Genomic DNA, 17,536 nt, shown 5'->3' with positions numbered 1-17,536 from the left:
TTAAACTCATTTGGTATCAAGTACGGCAAACACTGCAAAGCAGTTAAATAAGACCCGAACAAGTCCATAAACAGTTGTGCTGGCGACAATAGCAAGAGTGAACCACCTGATCCCTTCCCGAACTCAGAAGTGAAACCTCTTAGCGCTGATGGTAGTGTGGGATTACCCATGTGAGAGTAAGTCATCGCCAGCTCATTATTCTAAACACCCCCTGATCAAATCAGGGGGTGTTTTTTTGTCCGGGGAATAGAAGAAAAATCTATAAACTACAAATGATTTGTTAAGCTGAGTTGATTCTCAGTTATCTTATTTAAATGATGAAAATTATAAAAAAGAGGTGAGCGTGTTTGAGGTATTCATACAACTTTGTGGTGGGATAGGCTTATTTCTGCTGGGCATGACTTTGATGACCGATAGCTTGAAAGATATAGCGGGTGAATCACTTAGACAATGGCTAGGAAGGTTCACAGGCTCACCTCTAAAAGCAATGAGTTCAGGCATTATCTTTACCCTAATTGTTCAGTCTTCAACCGCCACAACGCTCGCGACGATTGGTTTCGTGAGTGCTGGGATTCTAACCTTTGCACAGTCGGTTGGGGTAATTATTGGTGCGAATATTGGCACGACCAGCACAGGTTGGATGGTAGCACTCTTAGGTGTAAAATTTTCAATTGGGCAGTTTGCCTTACCTATGATTGCATTAGGAGCATTATTAAAAATTTTGGCTCAGGGCCGGGCTGCCCTGACAGGGTTGGTGATTGCAGGCTTTGGTTTACTTTTCTTTGGTATTGAATTATTGCAAGTAGCGATGTCTGGTCTGTCTGATCGTATTGACCTTTCAGTATTCACCACTGAAAGTTTTTTCTCCAAGCTTTTACTGGTCATGATTGGCTTGGTTATGACAGTAATTTTGCAGTCATCAAGTGCCGCAATTACAGCGACAATTACCGCATTGGCTAGTCAGGTCATTCAGCTGGAGCAAGCACTTTTGCTGGTCATTGGAGAAAATATTGGAACTGTGGCTACTGCAGTACTAGCCGCCATCGGTGCCAATAGCAATGCACAAAGAACGGCTGCCGTGCATGTAAGCTTTAATATTATGAGTGCCATATTTGCATTTTTTGTATTGTATCCTTTGTTTCTTTGGTTGTACCCACGAAGTGGATGGCTCTCTTCTTGGGATGCGGTGGTGATTGTGGCTGCTTTTCATACTGCTTTTAGTTTATGTGGGGCCGTTTTATTAATGCCTTTTATTGATCAATTTAAGCAGTTTTTGACTAAACTGATTCCATCAGATGAAGACTGTTTGATTCAGTCTCTTGATGAATCTAGCCTTTCAGTTCCTGCGGTAGCTATAGCGAATGCAGAACATGTAATCTTTCAAATTATTTGGCAACAATATAGATGGTTTATTGAAGCGTTTAAAGATGGGAAGCTGGTTGCCGCCAATCAACTTAAGCAGCAAGATGAACTCATCAAAAAACTTAAGGAATATTTAACAAAAATATCGGTACCTGAAAACACTGAAGAGCAAAAAAATTTATTGGCATTGCTTAGAATAATGGTTTATCTAAACGTGTTACGCAGTGATTTGGAACAGTTGTTTTATAGTTTGGATATCCGGACGCAGCCTTCTCTTTATCAGGTTGCATTAGACTTCGGTGAAATTCTTGGTAATTATTGGCATGCTGCAGCGGATTTGTCGATGGATGAGAAAAATCGACTACTGCACGATGAGTTGATTTTTCTCGAAAATTGGACTAAACAGCATCATGCTGAGCTTCGTGAAAAGATCAATCAGTATGCCGCTAGCCATCATTCAGGTGCAGCCAGAATCCTGGAATTACTTGCAGCACATCGCTGGTTGGATCGGCTAATTGCACATAGTCAGCGCTTTGTAAATGTTCTATGTGAAAAGGAAATCAGGACGGATAAGGTAACAGACGACTTGCGTGCTTAAGTGCTGGCTAAGCGTTATTTCAAGGTTGGATGATAAAAAGTTTATGCAGTGCTTCATCTACACTGACTTTTGCATTGATCATCCAAGCCAACAGATGGACAGAGTGTTTAGCTGTAGAACTGAATATTTTTCTCTATAAAATCAATCGTGTTTAACCATCGACATAGGTTTCAGCAGCTTTGTCTTGTCAATAAGAAAGAGATTGAGCTGTGCTGAAATATAACGGTTAGATCAAAGAACAAGCCCTCACTTCTGTCGAGGCTTTTTTATACAAATTGTTGAAGTATCGCTGCCATCATCTCTCACAATTTTCATATTCCGGCCAGTCAGTGTAGTTTTTATTAAATTACGCTTTCACGTTGTAGATCTGTCCAATTTTCTTTACTTAAAAGCGGGGGAATTGGATCATAATGTGAGAAAACTTGCTCTTGTCATTTTATGATCTTCGCTCTACAAACTCTGACAATCTTTCAATCAAACCTTCTTTAGTCTAATACGGAATTTTAAATTTTTTAATATATTGTTTTAAATGATAAAAATAACAGTGAACGAAAGTTCACCCCAAAAAATGTAACAAAAAGCCTTAATTTTAGTCTATTTCGGTCTGACATTTTCTGCCAAAAAATATTTGTCATACTTTGAAGGTATGGATTTATGCCTTTCAGGTTTTGGACAAAATTCCGTCTAAAACCCATTGTAAGTTGAAACTTAAGTCTCACAACTGGAGGTGAGTACAAATGACAGCGACAACAATGAATGTAAATGCTGTAGTGGACCAAGCCAAGTTTAAGTCGTTTCATCTGAAACTTGTGCTGTGGTGCCTGTTTATCGTCTTATTTGATGGTTACGATTTAGCAATTAATGGGGTGGTCTTGCCCTTACTGATGAAAGAGTGGGGCATGAGTGCCGTACAGGCCGGTATGTTGGCGAGTACCGCCTTAGCTGGCATGATGTTTGGTGCAATGGGCTTTGGCATGCTGGCGGACAAAATTGGCCGCAAAAAAGTGATCTTAATTTGCGTTTCATTGTTCAGTCTGTTTACTTTCTTAGGCGGATTTTCCTCTAATCCACTAGAATTTGGAATATTACGTTTTGTTGCAGGTCTGGGCATTGGCGGCGTATTGCCGAATTTAGTGGCTTTAACTTCCGAATATGCACCGCAACGTGTGCGCAGTACTTTAGTGACCACCATGTTCAGCGGCTATGCCATGGGCGGGATTATGGCAGCTTTGTGCGGAACATGGTTTACTGCAGACTATGGCTGGCAAATCATGTTCCAGATAGCGGTTATTCCTTTACTGTTTGTGCCATTATTCTGGAAATTCCTGCCGGAATCTTTAATATTTCTGGTTAAAGCAAAGAAACAAGATCAGGCGCGTTATTTTTTACAAAAAGTTGAGCCGGCTGCGCAAGTATCAGCAGATACACAATTGGTTTTAGCTTCGAATGATCAAAGCGGAAGTACCTCAGTAAAAGAATTGTTCACTGAAAATCGTGCTGTAGGAACATTCCTGTTTTGGCTTGCGTTCTTTATGTGCTTATTAATGCTTTATGCATTAGGCAGCTGGTTGCCAAAACTGATGATGGCAGCTGGTTATTCTTTAGGCAGCAGCTTAATGTTTTTACTGGCATTGAATGTTGGAGCAGTGATTGGAACAATCAGTGGAGGGGTTTTAGCTGACCGCTTTGACTTTAAACGCGTTCTGATCAGTATGTTAATTGTAGGCGTACTTTCTTTAGTTGGATTAGGCTTCAATTCGCCACAGCCGGTTATTTATTTGCTGGTGAGTCTGGCAGGTGCATCCTCAATTGGCAGTAGCATTCTACTGTACAGTTATGTTGCACAGTATTATCCGGTGGCAGTGCGTTCAACGGGTATTGGCTGGGCATCGGCAGTGGGCCGTACCGGGGCGATTGTCGGTCCAATCGTGATTGGCATGCTTTTGGGTATGGAACTGCCGCATAAATGGAATTTTATCGCTGTTGCCATTCCTGGAATTATTGGGGCAATTGCCATATTCTTGATTCGTACACCTAAAAAAGTTCAAGTTGAAGCACAACCAGCCGTTTTGGCCGCGGCAAAACCGCGTCGTTCTTATAGCAGCTAAGTTTTTGCAGTGAACTGATTGAATAGCAAAAGCCTCTTTCGAGAGGCTTTTTTTATTTTAGATGCGATAAATATGCAACAGTGTAGCCATAAAAAAGCCCCGACATCCTGTCGAGGCTTTTTCGTATTCGTTAAAGGTATCACTCCTGTTCTACCTCAGCATCCAGCTGCTTTATACTTTTATTATTTTTGTTTTTTAGAAACATCCTGTTTCTGTATGAGTTCAATATAGTCTGAATTCAGTTTCAGGCCTAGCCTTCATTTTCTGCAGTCTGTGTAAGCAAAAGCGTACAGTATTACTTTAAAAATGTGCTTCTACGCCAAGATAGGGACCTTTAAATTTAAGTTTGGTTTCTGCATTTGAACCTTCTTCCAGCTGAATGTCCAAAATGCGATATCCGACTTTAGCACCCACGTCCACCAACACGCTATCGATGAAGTTGTATTTGAGTTCTGCTTGAGCATCGGTAATTTGCTCATCATTCAGTGCAGCAAAACTGGCTTCGGCGCCCACACTTAGACCGGTAAAGGGCAGTTTTACCCCAGCCTGGGCATAAAGCATAGGGATCGTACTACTCACGTCCAAGGTGTTGGTAACGTTCTGAACAATATCTCCGCTCAGGCGTTTGGCTCCAAAGCCCACATCGGCAGAGACAATATTGTCCAGCACTTCGTAATAGAGAATGAAATCTGTATAAGTGAGATCGACCTGATGGCTGTTTACCCCGGCAAAACTTTGCTCACTGTCTGCCTGTAAATGGCTATGCTTAATTTTTGCATTGGGTAAAAATGGCACCGGATGTTCGACTGCAACCGAGAATGACAGACCGTGATCATCTTGCATTTGTGCTTGTGGAAGTGGCGATGCTGGCTGGGTTAAATCGGTGCTATAGTTCCAGTAATCAATACTGCCTTTAACTGCAATAAGGTCAGCTTGAGCAGAACTGAAAGCACCCAGTCCAAGGGTTAGGCAAAGAATTTTGAATGGTTGCATGAGAATCCTGAAGTTGTGTAATCCATTATTTTTGGAAAATCTTTTTGTTACTTAAATAGCATGAGTTGAGATCCAACTCAGCGCATCATATAGTGAATGATAGAAAATTGCATTGTGGTTATTTGTCAAAATTAAAGCAAATCTAATCCAAAGCAGAGAGCAAAATAGTTGAAAAGCCATGCTGGCATTTTCGATTATTAAAGTACGATCAAAAAGTAACGAAACTATATATTGAATAACCCTAAGTTTTTATATTCAATTAATTTATTCCAAAAAGTTTTTTATTGAATGGTCAGAATGGCGTATAAATCAGCCGATTAAATGAACATTCGCATTCAATATATTATAAAAAATAGATGCGTCGTAGAGAAATTACAGAAATTATTTTTAAAAGTGAGTATTGTTAAATTCATACAAAAGATGAGCTTGGATTTAAATTTTTAACCAAGATTCAATTTCAGGCTGATCTGTTTGCCATTTAGAACACGGCACCCACAAGGTGTGACCTCTAAATCAGACACAAGAATTATTTTTAAAGGTACTTTTTTTGCTCGCGATATAACCCAGATAACAAGCAGCATCTAAAGATACCTAAGGTTTAGGTGTTTTATGACAGATTCTCGTGAAAACTGGTCATCACGATCCGGCTTTATTATTGCCGCGGTCGGATCGGCTGTCGGTTTAGGTAATATTTGGCGTTTCCCCTACGTGGCCTATGAAAATGGCGGTGGCGCATTTCTTATTCCTTATTTGATTGCTTTAATTACTGCAGGCTTACCGCTGTTATTTCTCGATTATGCAGTCGGGCATAGAAGTAATAGCTCACCGCCAAAAGCCTATCGCAAACTGTTCCGTGGCGGTGAAACCCTGGGATGGTGGCAAGTCAGTGTATGTATCATCATTGGCCTGTACTATGCCAGTGTTTTGACCTGGGCAGGCAGTTATGTGTACTTCTCCATTGGTCAGATGTGGGGCAGTGATCCGGAAGGTTTTTTCTTTAAAACCTATTTACAAACCTCCGAAGCCGCAAGTTTTGACCCACGTTTTGTCAGCCATATTTTCTGGCCACTGGCAGGAATTTGGGCCTTAACCCTGGCGATTTTATACGGTGGGGTAAAAAAGGGCGTGGAACTTTCCAACAAGATTTTCATGCCATTACTGTTTGTTTTATTTACTATTCTGGTGATTCAAGCACTGCGTTTACCGGGTGCGGTCGATGGCTTAAATGCCTTCTTTACCCCGAACTGGGCAGCCATGATGGACTACAAGGTGTGGTTGGCAGCCTATGGTCATACCTTCTTCTCGCTTTCAGTCGGTTTCGGGATCATGGTGACTTATGCCTCTTACTTAAAGCCGAAAACCAATTTAACCGGTTCGGGTTTAATCGTGGGCTTTGCCAATGCTTCTACGGAAATTCTAGCCGGTATCGGAATTTTCTCGGCGCTGGGCTTTATGGCCTATACCGCGAACAGCAATGTTCAGGATGTGGTGAGTGGCGGTATTGGTCTGGCATTTATTGCGTTCCCTAAAATCATTTCCAGCCTGGGTGCGGGTGCAGACCTGTTCGGTATCCTGTTCTTCTCTTCACTGTTTGTGGCAGGGATTTCATCGATGGTGAGCATTTTGGAAGTTCCAATTGCTGCCATGATGGACAAGCTGAAATGGGGCCGCAAGAAAGCGGTTACCATTGTTGGTGGCGGTAGTGCTGCTGTATCGATCGTTTTATTTTCCAGCGTGAACTCGATTAAACTGGTGGATATCATAGATCACTTCATTAATAACATTGGCATTATCGGTGGTGCATTACTGTCGATTATCAGTATTGCCTGGTTCAAGCGTTCGGCACTGGCTGAGATCCGGGAGCACGTGAATGCCATTTCAACGGTACAATTAGGCAAGGGCTGGGATTTCACTCTATCTGTGATTACCTCGTTGATTTTGTTAGTTACTTTAGTAATGACCATTTACCACTTGTTATTAAAAGGCTATGGTGATTATAGTGTCAGTATGCAGTGGCTGTTTGGCTGGGGCTGCGTGATTTTCTGTGCTGTGGTGGCGTTTGTTTTAGCCAAAATGAAAGATCGCTAGGAGAATAAACATGAATACTTCTGCAATCATCATGATGATAATTTCCATGCTGTTTTTGTGGGGCGGGTTGGTGTTATCCATTCTGCACTTGATGAAACATCCAGAAGAGCTGGATGAGGTGCTGGAAGAAGTCAAAGATCAGCATACACTTTAAATCCGCGAATACTTCAGTTTATACTGTTACAAATGAAAGTCATTATCATTTAAGATGATGGCTTTCTTGTTTTTAAAATGGAGCATAGCAATGCACACCATTTTGCAACACCAAGTCTGGATCGCATTTGCAGTGACCTTTCTGGCTGGACGGAACACACCAATAAAAAGGTGGCTCAAAAGCCACCTTTTTTGCATTTCAGCTTAAGCCGTTTTTTCAATTCGGCAATAGAAGAAACCATCGCCATAACCCACTTTCGGGAATAATTGACGACCGTGAATTTGTTCAATGCCCCAATCCGCTTCAATTTTCACTTCTTTGGCATCTGGATGGGTGGCGAAGAACTCGACCATTTGCTGTTCATTTTCTGCTTTTAAAATCGAGCAGGTGATGTAAAGTAAGGTGCCACCGACTTTCAGTTGCTGCCACATGTTTTCCAAAATTTGCTTTTGTAAAACTACTGTTTTGGCAATATCGCCAGATTGACGCAATAAACGGATATCTGGGTGACGACGCATGACACCAACAGCTGTACATGGTGCATCCAGTACGATGCAATCTGCAAGTTCAGGTGCTGTATAAGTCACAGCATCGGCGGTTTTGAGTTCTACATGCTTGCCGTCTAGAACCAAACGATCAAGGTTTTCCACCACGCGCTTCAGGCGTTTTTCATCCTGGTCTAGCGCGATGAGTTTCTTAGGCTGGAACTTCTCTAAAATGTGTGCCGTCTTGCCGCCCGGTGCTGCACAGGCATCAATCACAAATTTACCATCAAGGTTTGGCAGTAAAGTTGCGCAAAGCTGAGCGTGTTCATCCTGTACCGAGAAACCGCCGGCTTCAAAGCCCGGAAGGCTAGGAACATGCAAACTTTCATCCATCACAATACCGACTTCTGAAATTTCACAGCGATGTGCATCGATGCCTTCATCTTCCAAAATATCCAGATATTCGTCACGGCTGACTTGGCGTGTGTTGACACGTAAAGTCAGTGGCGCAATTTGTTTAAGCTCATAGCTGAGTTCATCAAACTGTTCGCCCCAGTCTTTTTTCAGACGTTTAGATAACCAGCTTGGTAAATTGGTCGCTTGCTCAAGTACGTCATAGAACTGCTCAGTTTCACGTGTCGCACGGCGTAAAATCGCATTGATTAAGCCACTGAGACTTCCCATACCCAGTTGTTTTGCAGCTTCTACTGTTTCAGAAATCGCGGCGTGAGCAGCTACACGGGTACATAAGAGTTGGTATAAACCAAGGTACAAACAGGTTTCAACCACTTGGTTATCAACTGGTTTAGAAAGCAAAGGTAAAGTCAGCTGTTTCAATGCATACCATTGACGTAAACAACCCAGTACCAATTCATGGAACAAAGCACGGTCTTTGTCTGACACAATGTTCATTTGCTGCGCCAGGACAGATTGCAGCGATTGACCATTTTGGACAGCCAATAACGTCTTCACCACCTGAGCACGTAAATTAAGATCTCGGGTAGAGGCGTTGGGAGATTGCTTCATTATAAAATTTGTCCAATAGTCAGTTTTTGGGTTTGTAAAATTTGTACAGGGTTAAGCGGTTTAGCGCCCGGCCATTGTAGCGAGCTTAAAATAATCACACTGCCATTGGCACAGGCAACATGCACGCCTTTTTTATCAATGGCAAGGATTTCACCTGCTTGAGCTTGAGGGGCAGAGGCTTCTGAACGTTCTGAATGCCAAACACGCAAGTTGTTTTGTTCATCTAACTGAATGAATGCCACAGGCCACGGATTAAACGCGCGAATATTACGGTCAATTTGTACAGCATCTATTGACCAATCAATTTGAGCTTCTGCTTTTGAAAGTTTATGTGCATAGACAGTCAGAGCTTCATCTTGCACTTCACGCGTATCTAAATAGTGCTGCAAGCTTTGTTCAGTTTCTAGAACAGCAGCAATTGCAGTTGCACCTTGTTCAGCCAGTTTGTCGTGCAAGCTTGCAGAGGTGTCGCTGGCTTCAATGGGGCAGATGGTTTTAAACATCATGTCGCCGGTGTCGAGGCCAGCAGCCATTTTCATGATGGTTACACCAGTTTCAGCATCACCTGTAGCAATGGCACGTTGAATCGGTGCCGCACCACGCCAACGCGGCAATAAAGATCCGTGAATATTCAAGCAGCCATATTTAGGGGTGTCTAACACCACTTGCGGCAGAATTAAGCCATAAGCAGCCACCACCATGACGTCGGCATTTAAAGCTTTGAGTTCAGCTTGAGCAGCCAAGCCTTCTTCAGTCGAAGATTTAAAATGCAGAGGCTGATAGACTGGAATATTATTGGTTAAAGCCAGCTGCTTTACAGCAGAAGCAGTGAGTTTTTGTCCTCGTCCAGCTTTGCGGTCCGGTTGAGTATAGACCGCAACAATTTCATGTTCGGTTTTAAGCAGTGCAGCCAATGCAGTGGCGGCAAATTCTGGTGTACCCGCAAAGATGATTTTCACACAAAAGCTTCCAAATAAACGTGATGTCTATTATAAGGCAAAAGCATTTATTCACCTAAATTGGGTCTTAACGCATAGAGAATGAGTTTATTTTTTATAAAAAAAAATTATGCAAAATTTAAAAATTATTCATGAAAGTTTTGCATTGTCTGGCCGGGGATGGCGGTATAGTAGATTTCAGTTAAAGATTTTTGTCGTCAAATCACGAAGTTCAATTTATAGATCCATCTGCCCATATCTAAGATGAAAATGCCATCTTGAAAAACAATGGCTTGGTGTATGATAGGTTGGAAATTCGACTGATTTCATGCTCTCGATCGTAAGATTTCGCCAGAGTGAATGAGCTCATTCAACTCAAGCACAACTTTGTTGGAATAACACAATGCCTGACTATCGTTCAAAAACATCGACACACGGAAGAAACATGGCGGGTGCGCGTGGCTTATGGCGCGCAACTGGAATGAAAGATGAGGACTTCGGTAAGCCAATTATTGCCGTCGTCAACTCCTTCACGCAATTTGTTCCAGGTCACGTTCATTTAAAAGACCTTGGTCAACTCGTGGCTCGTCAAATTGAAGCGTCAGGTGGTGTGGCTAAAGAATTCAACACCATTGCAGTGGATGACGGGATCGCAATGGGGCATGACGGCATGCTGTATTCATTGCCTTCACGTGACTTGATCGCAGACTCTGTGGAATACATGGTTAGCGCGCACTGTGCCGATGCCATGGTGTGTATTTCTAACTGTGACAAAATTACTCCGGGGATGCTCATGGCTGCGATGCGCCTGAACATTCCGGTGGTATTCGTGTCTGGCGGTCCAATGGAAGCGGGTAAAGTCAAAATCCGTGGTAACGACAAAGCCATCGACTTGATTGACGCGATGATTGTTGCGGCAGATGACAACTATACCGACGAAGAAGTGGCTGAATACGAACGTTCTGCATGCCCAACCTGTGGTTCATGTTCAGGCATGTTCACAGCAAACTCAATGAACTGCTTGACTGAAGCTTTGGGTCTGTCATTGCCAGGTAACGGTTCAACTTTGGCAACTCATGCCAACCGTAAAAAACTGTTTGAACGTGCAGGTTCTTTAATTGTTGAATTGGCTAAACGTCATTATGAACAAGACGATTACAGCGTATTGCCACGTTCAATTGCCACCAAAGCATCCTATGAAAATGCCATGACTTTGGATATCGCCATGGGTGGTTCAACCAATACCGTACTGCACTTGTTGGCGGCTGCCAATGAAGCGGGTGTTGATTTCACTATGGATGATATCGACCGTTTATCACGTAAAGTACCGGTACTGTGTAAAGTAGCGCCAGCAAAACAAGACGTGCATATGGAAGATGTGCATCGTGCCGGCGGTATTATGTCAATTCTGGGCGAACTGGATCGCGCAGGTCTGTTAATCACTGATGTTCCAACGGTTCATGAAAAAACCTTAAAAGACGCTTTAGACAAATGGGACATCATCCGTACTGAAGATCCGGACGTGTATCAATTCTTCCGTTCAGCACCGGGTGGCGTACCGACTCAAACAGCATTCTCGCAAGATCGCTACTATCAAACTTTAGATGGCAACCGTGAAACAGGTGTGATCCGTAATGTAGAACACGCCTTCTCGAAAGATGGTGGTTTGGCTGTGCTTTATGGCAACATCGCGCTGGATGGCTGTATTGTAAAAACGGCTGGTGTAGATGACTCGATTCTGAAATTTAACGGTACAGCTCGCGTATTTGAAAGTCAGGATGCTGCTGTAGAATCGATTTTAGGTGGTGGCATTAAAGCTGGTGATGTCGTGGTGATTCGTTATGAAGGCCCACGTGGTGGCCCGGGTATGCAAGAAATGCTGTACCCAACCAGCTACCTGAAATCGAAAGGTTTAGGTAAAGAATGTGCCTTGCTGACTGATGGCCGTTTCTCTGGCGGTTCATCAGGTCTGTCGATTGGTCACGTGTCTCCTGAAGCGGCTGAAGGCGGTGCCATTGGTCTGGTTGAAGACGGCGATTTAATCGAAATCGATATTCCAAACCGTACCATCAACCTGGCTGTGGATGAAGCAACCATGGCTGCTCGCCGTGAAGCTCAAGAAGCGAAAGGCTGGCATCCGGTTGAAGAACGTCCACGTAAAATTTCAAAAGCATTGAAAGCGTATGCCATGCATACCACCAGTGCTGCGAAAGGTGCGGTACGTGAAATCTAAACTCTAAATTTTAGAGAATTTAAAAGCACTCCTTATGGGGTGCTTTTTTATGATTAGTATCAAAACATAATAGAAGTTCAGAAAAATGTTGATACGTGGAATGCGACAGGATGTCGCACGTTTGCCCGTATGGCAGGGATGCCATATCGGGGAAACAAAGGGATTTTGTTTACTTTTGGCCCATCAAAAGTAAAGTTTGCCTACACAATGAAAAGTAGATAATACACATAATCGGAGGCTGTATGAAGTCAACAGTTATTGGATTTGATCTGGCCTTGCACACCTACTTTTTTGTGAATATCAAATGTCAGAAAATAGTTAATTGCTGTATTGCACTGTTTTATTTCTATACAATAAATGCAGAATAATTTGCCAAAGACTGAAGCTGAAAATCAGTCATCGCCAAGGAAGAAACCAATGAGTAAAGACAATATCCGCGAGCACTCTGCCCCGGTTTACGAAGGGATTGAAAATGCGCCAGCACGTTCCATGATGCGTGCTACCGGTTTTAAAGATGCCGACTTTAGCCGTCCTTTTATTGGCATTGCCTCGACTTGGGCCAATGTCACGCCGTGCAATATGCATATCGATGGCTTGGCGCGTGAAGTGGAAAAAGGCGTGAATGCCGCAAATGGCAAGGGTATTATTTTCAATACCATTACCATTTCAGACGGGATCTCGAATGGTACCGAAGGGATGAAATACTCATTGGTCTCTCGTGAAATTATTGCCGACTCCATTGAAGCCGTGGTGGGTTGTCAGGCTTACGACGGGGTGATTGCGATTGGCGGCTGTGACAAAAACATGCCGGGCTGCATTATGGGGCTGGCGCGTTTAAACCGCCCGGGCCTGTTTATTTATGGTGGAACCATTAAACCGGGTGCTGGCCATACCGACATGATTTCGGTGTTTGAAGCTGTGGGCCAGCATGCCAAAGGCGAAATCAACGAAATTCAGGTCAAACAGATTGAAGAGGTTGCATTGCCGGGACCAGGTTCGTGTGGGGGCATGTATACAGCCAACTCGATGGCTTCCGCAATTGAAGCCTTGGGGATGAGTTTGCCGGGTTCATCGGCTCAGGAAGCAGTTTCAGAAGAGAAAAAAATCGACTGTCTGCGTGCGGGTGAAGCCGTGATGAACCTGTTACGTCTGGACATTAAACCGCGTGACATCATGACCAAGGCAGCCTTTGAAAATGCCATTAAAGTGCTGATTGCACTGGGTGGCTCGACCAATGGTGTGCTGCATTTATTGGCCATGGCGCATACAGCCGGGGTGGAACTTACCCTGGATGATTTTGTGCGCATTGGTAAGGACATTCCAGTGGTGGCGGATGTGCGCCCATCAGGGAAGTACCTGATGTCGGAACTGATTGCGATTGGCGGGATTCAGCCATTGATGAAACGCATGCTGAATGCCGGCATGCTGGATGGTTCCTGCCTGACTGTAACCGGTAAAACCTTGGCGGAAAACCTGGCGAATGTCGAAGACTATCCGGAAGGACAACAAATTATTCAGCCCTTTGATGCCCCGATTAAAAAGGACTCGCATCTGGTGGTGCTAAAAGGCAACCTGTCACCAACGGGTGCGGTAGCAAAAATTACCGGTAAAGAAGGACTGTATTTTGAAGGTCCGGCACGCGTGTTCGAAGGCGAAATTGGCGCCATGCGCGGCATCTTGGATGGTGAAGTGCAGGAAGGCGAAGTAGTGGTGATTCGTGGTGAAGGGCCGAAAGGTGGACCCGGCATGCCGGAAATGCTGAAACCGACCTCGGCCATTATTGGTAAAGGATTAGGAAAATCTGTGGCACTACTGACCGATGGCCGTTTCTCAGGTGGCAGCCATGGCTTTGTGATAGGTCATGTCACGCCTGAAGCCTATGAAGGCGGACCAATTGGACTGGTGAAAAATGGCGATAAAATTTCTATTAATGCCGAAACCCGTGAAATGACGCTGCATATTTCCGATGAAGAACTGGCAGCGCGGAAAGCAGCCTGGGTCAAGCCTGAACCGAATTATCGCTATGGCGCTTTGGCGAAGTTTGCCAAATTGACCACAGGTGCTGAAAAAGGGGCAGTGACCGATCTAAATTTAGATGTATAATTGATCATTACCTAACAAATTGTTATAAACCCTTGTAGCACACAAGGGTTTTTTTTCGAGGCTGATCTCATGTCACTGTTACGCCGTTGGTTTGATCCACTTCGATCGAGTTGGTTTTATCAAAAGCCGACTCGTCAGGTGGAATTATCTACGGAGCAGGGTTTAACCATCCACTTGCGTCTGGATGATGTCTATAGCTATCTGGCTGCACAGCAGTTACCTGAACTTGAAGAAATCTTGAGTGATGAGATCAAACCCTTAAAGGTGATCATTTCCAGTCGAACGGCAGAACCTCCCAATAACATGTCAGAAATGGAGTGGCAAAGTTACTGCTTGAACGATGCCAAAATTCTGTCCAAACAGCATCGCTTTAGTTTTCATGAAACCCCCGAACAGCCGCCGCTTGAGGCCATCGCTCAAGCAGAAACCATCCTTCGCAATACCCCCTTACGCGGTCAGGATTTCCTGTATTTACTCGAAGACGTGTTCCACATGCTGTGGCAAAAACAGTATGGCAAATTGCGTACCTTGCATGCTATGGCTAGTCGCCATCATCCAGCGCAAAACTTTCCGGAACGAATTTTTAATGATGACGAAGTTCTGGTCAGCTATTTTGAATTTGGTGAACGCAAGTATCATGCGGTAGATGATCTGCTGCGTTTGACCCGCCGTTTAAAACAACAAAAATTACTCACTGGTAATCCGATCTTCCTGATCAACCATATTGAATGGCGTGAACACCTGATTAGTGATGCGGAAGAACTGAATGAAATTCAGGCGCTGGATCCGGAACTGGATTTATATATTGCCCTGGAAGACCCGATTTCCTGGCTATTGTTGGCCTATATTAAAGAAGAGCTGGCCAATTTTTATAATATCCAACTGAATGTTTATCCATTGTCTTATCATCGACGCGATTTGTTTGATTGGGGTCTGGCGACTCGTCTTTCAAAACGTACCGAAGTGAAATTTACCCCATTTTGTCGTCCTACCCAGCAAGCGACTTATGAGATGGCGAAACTGTTCTATAGCGTGCCTGAAGAGCAGCGTGTGGAAGCCATGTACAGCATATTGCAGGCGGTCTGGACCAAAGGCAAAGACCTGTCATTTAAGTCACATTTTGATCAAATCCAAAGTGATTTAGAGATCAATCAACTTACGACCGAAGATATTGCTGCCAAATTAAAAGAAAATGACATACTCTGTGAAATGAAGTCCCAGCCTGATTTTCCAGTCCTGGAGCTGCGCATAGATGGTCAAAGTTATGTGTTTAATAGTTTGTACCGGGTCTGGATGATTGAAAGTATTTTTAGTAATGTTTTAGAAGACCAATATAAAAGTGAAAATGATGATAGCAAAGATGAAGAAAGAGAAATGTGAGTCTTTAGAACAGGCCCGTGCACAGATTGATGCAATTGATACCGCACTGATTGAGATGATTGCCACCCGTCAGTTTTATGTCGATCAGGCTACGCGTTTTAAGCGTACTGTGCAGGACGTACAATCTCCGGAACGGGTAGAGCAGGTCATTCAGAAAGTACGTGCTCAAGCGCTAGATTTGGGAACCGATCCAGATCTGGTGGAACATTTATACCGTGAAATGATTCAGCGTTTTATTCAACGTGAATTGAAAGAAATTCGTCCTTAATTTTATCCTGTTAACGCCTATAAAAAATAAGACACCTGAAAAGGTGTCTTATTGATGACTTAATCTATTATGCTAAACGGTAATAGGTATAGCGGACCTGATCATTCTTATAAACCGCATGACTTTTTTGGCGGAAATCAGAAACCCATTGATTACCGGCATAGGCAGCAATATGCCCATAGACATGCTTCTGGGTACGGTGAATGATATAAATATCACCTTCTTTTGGATTATCAAAAGAGGGATTGATTTTTTTATAACCAATCGTCTGCAGGGTGTTGCCCCAATCTGAAGCTGCCACAGGATGGTTTAAAATTCTCGCACCAGCCGACTGTAGTGCAATTCGGATGCTTCGTGCACATTTTTTGGTACTGGTGGCTGAGGCCATATTGTGTAACTTTTGGGTGAATTTACGTACATTCAGATAGGGAATACCTTTATTTTTAGAATTTTTGGTGCCTGAACCTGCTTGATGCTTCTGGAAATTTTGGGAGATTACCGCAGTATTCTGATCTGCAGTGTTAATCATATTGCTATGATGTCCATCATAAATCATTCTAAATCTCTACCTGATCTTCAATTGCTTTTAGAAAAAATAGACAGCATTTTCAGAACTAAAACCGAATATTTTTTCCCTAAATAGTAAACATGCTATGTTATTACATAGCCTATTCATGCGAAGCGCGTACTTTAAAGAGCTTTTGTTTAAAAATCTATCTGGTTTAGCCTGAAAAAAACTTAATTTTGGGCGAAAAAAGAGCTTAATTTACCGAAATTAGGGTAAAAAATGACCATAATATAGCTCGCAAATCATGCAGTTAACCTCAGCTTAATAATGTTTTATTAATTGATGGAATCTTTATGTAAACATGCAATCAATCGGTTAATTATTAATCTAAAATTAACAATTTGTCATATTTATAGGGCTGGTTTTTAACATTCCACGACCGAAAAGCCTCAATTTTTTATTGAGGCGGAGTCCCAAAAACAGTGATTTTTTAATCTGCTCCATTCACCTAGCATAGCTTTTGAGTTTTTAAGGATGCTGAAGATGATTGGCTTTGTGATTGGAGTATTTGCCATTGCCGGCATGATTAAAGGTACTTTGGGCCTGGGTTTACCAGCAGTTTCCATGGCTTTGCTGACGATTTTTATGAGTCCCTTCCAAGCGGCTACCTTGCTGATCGTACCGTCGATGGTCACCAACTTCTGGCAACTGTTTGCCGAAGGACAAGTGCTGAAACTGGTTCGCCGTTTTTGGCCCTTATTGCTCGGGATTATTGCCGGTTCCATCTGGAGTATTTTCCCTACCCTGGGGCAGGGGGAATTTCAGAGTGAGGCTTTACTGGGTGCAATGCTGGCATTGTATGGCGTGTATGGCCTATTTGCGAAAAATATGCCCAATCTGGCCGCGCATGAAAAATGCTTATCTCCGATTATCGGCTATCTCGGGGGAGCATTAACTGTAGCTACAGGGGTGGTGATGATTCCTGTGGTGCCTTATTTGCAAACGTTGCATTTAAAACGCGATGATCTGGTTCAGTCACTCGGCTTGGCCTTTACCACTTCAACCCTTTGTCTGGCCGTATTTCTGCATCAGAATCCGGTGGAAAATATTCCAATGGACTATAAGATGTCGTTGATCGCCTTATTCCCTGCATTAGTGGGAATGTGGCTGGGCACTAAAATCTGCTATCGCATTCCGGAACAAAAGTTTCGCAAGATGTTCTTTTGTGGTCTGGTAATTTTTGGCGCGTATATGGTGCTGCATCAGTTCGGCCTGATCTAAAGTCATCGCTA

Annotated in this window: 13 protein-coding genes and 1 rRNA gene; 10 read left to right on the top strand and 4 right to left on the bottom strand. The window is 43.3% G+C overall.

Annotated elements, in window-relative coordinates; all coding sequences use genetic code 11:
* Positions 1-78 precede the first annotated feature (78 nt).
* The 3 genes from rrf to B9T29_RS14415 all read left to right on the top strand — a co-directional run bounded on the left by rrf (position 79) and on the right by B9T29_RS14415 (position 4,068).
* Positions 79-193: ribosomal RNA gene (gene rrf, locus B9T29_RS14425) — 5S ribosomal RNA — on the top strand.
* A 150-nt stretch (positions 194-343) separates the two neighbouring features.
* Positions 344-1,960, top strand: coding sequence for a Na/Pi cotransporter family protein (locus B9T29_RS14420; RefSeq protein WP_086176589.1), 1,617 nt, complete (start codon positions 344-346; stop codon positions 1,958-1,960).
* A gap of 737 nt (positions 1,961-2,697) precedes the next feature.
* Positions 2,698-4,068, top strand: coding sequence for an MFS transporter (locus B9T29_RS14415; protein ID WP_086176588.1), 1,371 nt, complete (start codon positions 2,698-2,700; stop codon positions 4,066-4,068).
* A 300-nt stretch (positions 4,069-4,368) separates the two neighbouring features.
* On the opposite strand, the gene B9T29_RS14410 is transcribed toward B9T29_RS14415, so the two are convergent.
* Positions 4,369-5,061, bottom strand: a complete 693-nt coding sequence (locus B9T29_RS14410; protein ID WP_086176587.1) for a TIGR04219 family outer membrane beta-barrel protein — start codon at positions 5,059-5,061, stop codon at positions 4,369-4,371.
* Between the two features lie 609 nt (positions 5,062-5,670).
* On the opposite strand from B9T29_RS14410, the gene B9T29_RS14405 reads away from it, so the two are divergent.
* Both B9T29_RS14405 and B9T29_RS14400 read left to right on the top strand, forming a co-directional pair.
* Entirely contained in the window at positions 5,671-7,149 is a 1,479-nt protein-coding gene (locus B9T29_RS14405; RefSeq protein WP_086176586.1) for a sodium-dependent transporter, read from the top strand.
* 10 nt (positions 7,150-7,159) lie between these two features.
* Positions 7,160-7,303: a methionine/alanine import family NSS transporter small subunit gene (locus B9T29_RS14400; RefSeq protein WP_086176585.1), complete on the top strand. Its 144-nt coding sequence runs from the start codon at positions 7,160-7,162 to the stop codon at positions 7,301-7,303.
* Positions 7,304-7,506: 203 nt separating this feature from the next.
* Here B9T29_RS14400 and rsmB read toward each other — a convergent pair whose 3' ends face one another.
* Complete coding sequence (gene rsmB / locus B9T29_RS14395; RefSeq protein ID WP_086176584.1) at positions 7,507-8,814, bottom strand: 16S rRNA (cytosine(967)-C(5))-methyltransferase RsmB; 1,308 nt, start codon at positions 8,812-8,814, stop codon at positions 7,507-7,509.
* Positions 8,814-9,773: a methionyl-tRNA formyltransferase gene (gene fmt, locus B9T29_RS14390; protein WP_086176583.1), complete on the bottom strand. Its 960-nt coding sequence runs from the start codon at positions 9,771-9,773 to the stop codon at positions 8,814-8,816. The genes rsmB and fmt overlap by 1 nt, the downstream gene beginning before the upstream one ends.
* 382 nt (positions 9,774-10,155) lie before the next feature.
* Between fmt and ilvD (B9T29_RS14385) the strand changes: the two genes are divergently transcribed.
* The 4 genes from ilvD (B9T29_RS14385) (at position 10,156) to B9T29_RS14370 (ending at position 15,736) form a co-directional block, all read left to right on the top strand.
* Positions 10,156-11,985 carry a dihydroxy-acid dehydratase gene (gene ilvD / locus B9T29_RS14385; protein WP_086176582.1) on the top strand — a complete coding sequence of 610 codons (1,830 nt, stop codon included), beginning with the start codon at positions 10,156-10,158 and terminating at the stop codon, positions 11,983-11,985.
* Positions 11,986-12,402: 417 nt separating this feature from the next.
* The gene (gene ilvD, locus B9T29_RS14380; RefSeq protein ID WP_086176581.1) at positions 12,403-14,088 is read left to right on the top strand and encodes a dihydroxy-acid dehydratase; all 1,686 of its coding nucleotides are present in this window, start codon (positions 12,403-12,405) and stop codon (positions 14,086-14,088) included.
* A gap of 69 nt (positions 14,089-14,157) precedes the next feature.
* Positions 14,158-15,468: a hypothetical protein gene (locus tag B9T29_RS14375; RefSeq protein WP_086176580.1), complete on the top strand. Its 1,311-nt coding sequence runs from the start codon at positions 14,158-14,160 to the stop codon at positions 15,466-15,468.
* Entirely contained in the window at positions 15,449-15,736 is a 288-nt protein-coding gene (locus tag B9T29_RS14370; RefSeq protein WP_086176579.1) for a chorismate mutase, read from the top strand. The genes B9T29_RS14375 and B9T29_RS14370 overlap by 20 nt, the downstream gene beginning before the upstream one ends.
* 67 nt (positions 15,737-15,803) lie before the next feature.
* Here B9T29_RS14370 and B9T29_RS14365 read toward each other — a convergent pair whose 3' ends face one another.
* Complete coding sequence (locus B9T29_RS14365; RefSeq protein ID WP_416202495.1) at positions 15,804-16,292, bottom strand: hypothetical protein; 489 nt, start codon at positions 16,290-16,292, stop codon at positions 15,804-15,806.
* Between the two features lie 495 nt (positions 16,293-16,787).
* Between B9T29_RS14365 and B9T29_RS14360 the strand changes: the two genes are divergently transcribed.
* Positions 16,788-17,525 carry a sulfite exporter TauE/SafE family protein gene (locus B9T29_RS14360; RefSeq protein WP_086176578.1) on the top strand — a complete coding sequence of 246 codons (738 nt, stop codon included), beginning with the start codon at positions 16,788-16,790 and terminating at the stop codon, positions 17,523-17,525.
* Positions 17,526-17,536 lie beyond the last annotated feature (11 nt).

The organism is Acinetobacter sp. ANC 3903 (genome assembly GCF_002135315.1).
GTDB lineage: Bacteria > Pseudomonadota > Gammaproteobacteria > Pseudomonadales > Moraxellaceae > Acinetobacter.
The sequence above is the reverse complement of the archived record's forward strand: the minus strand, read 5'-3'. Positions and strand labels throughout refer to the sequence as shown.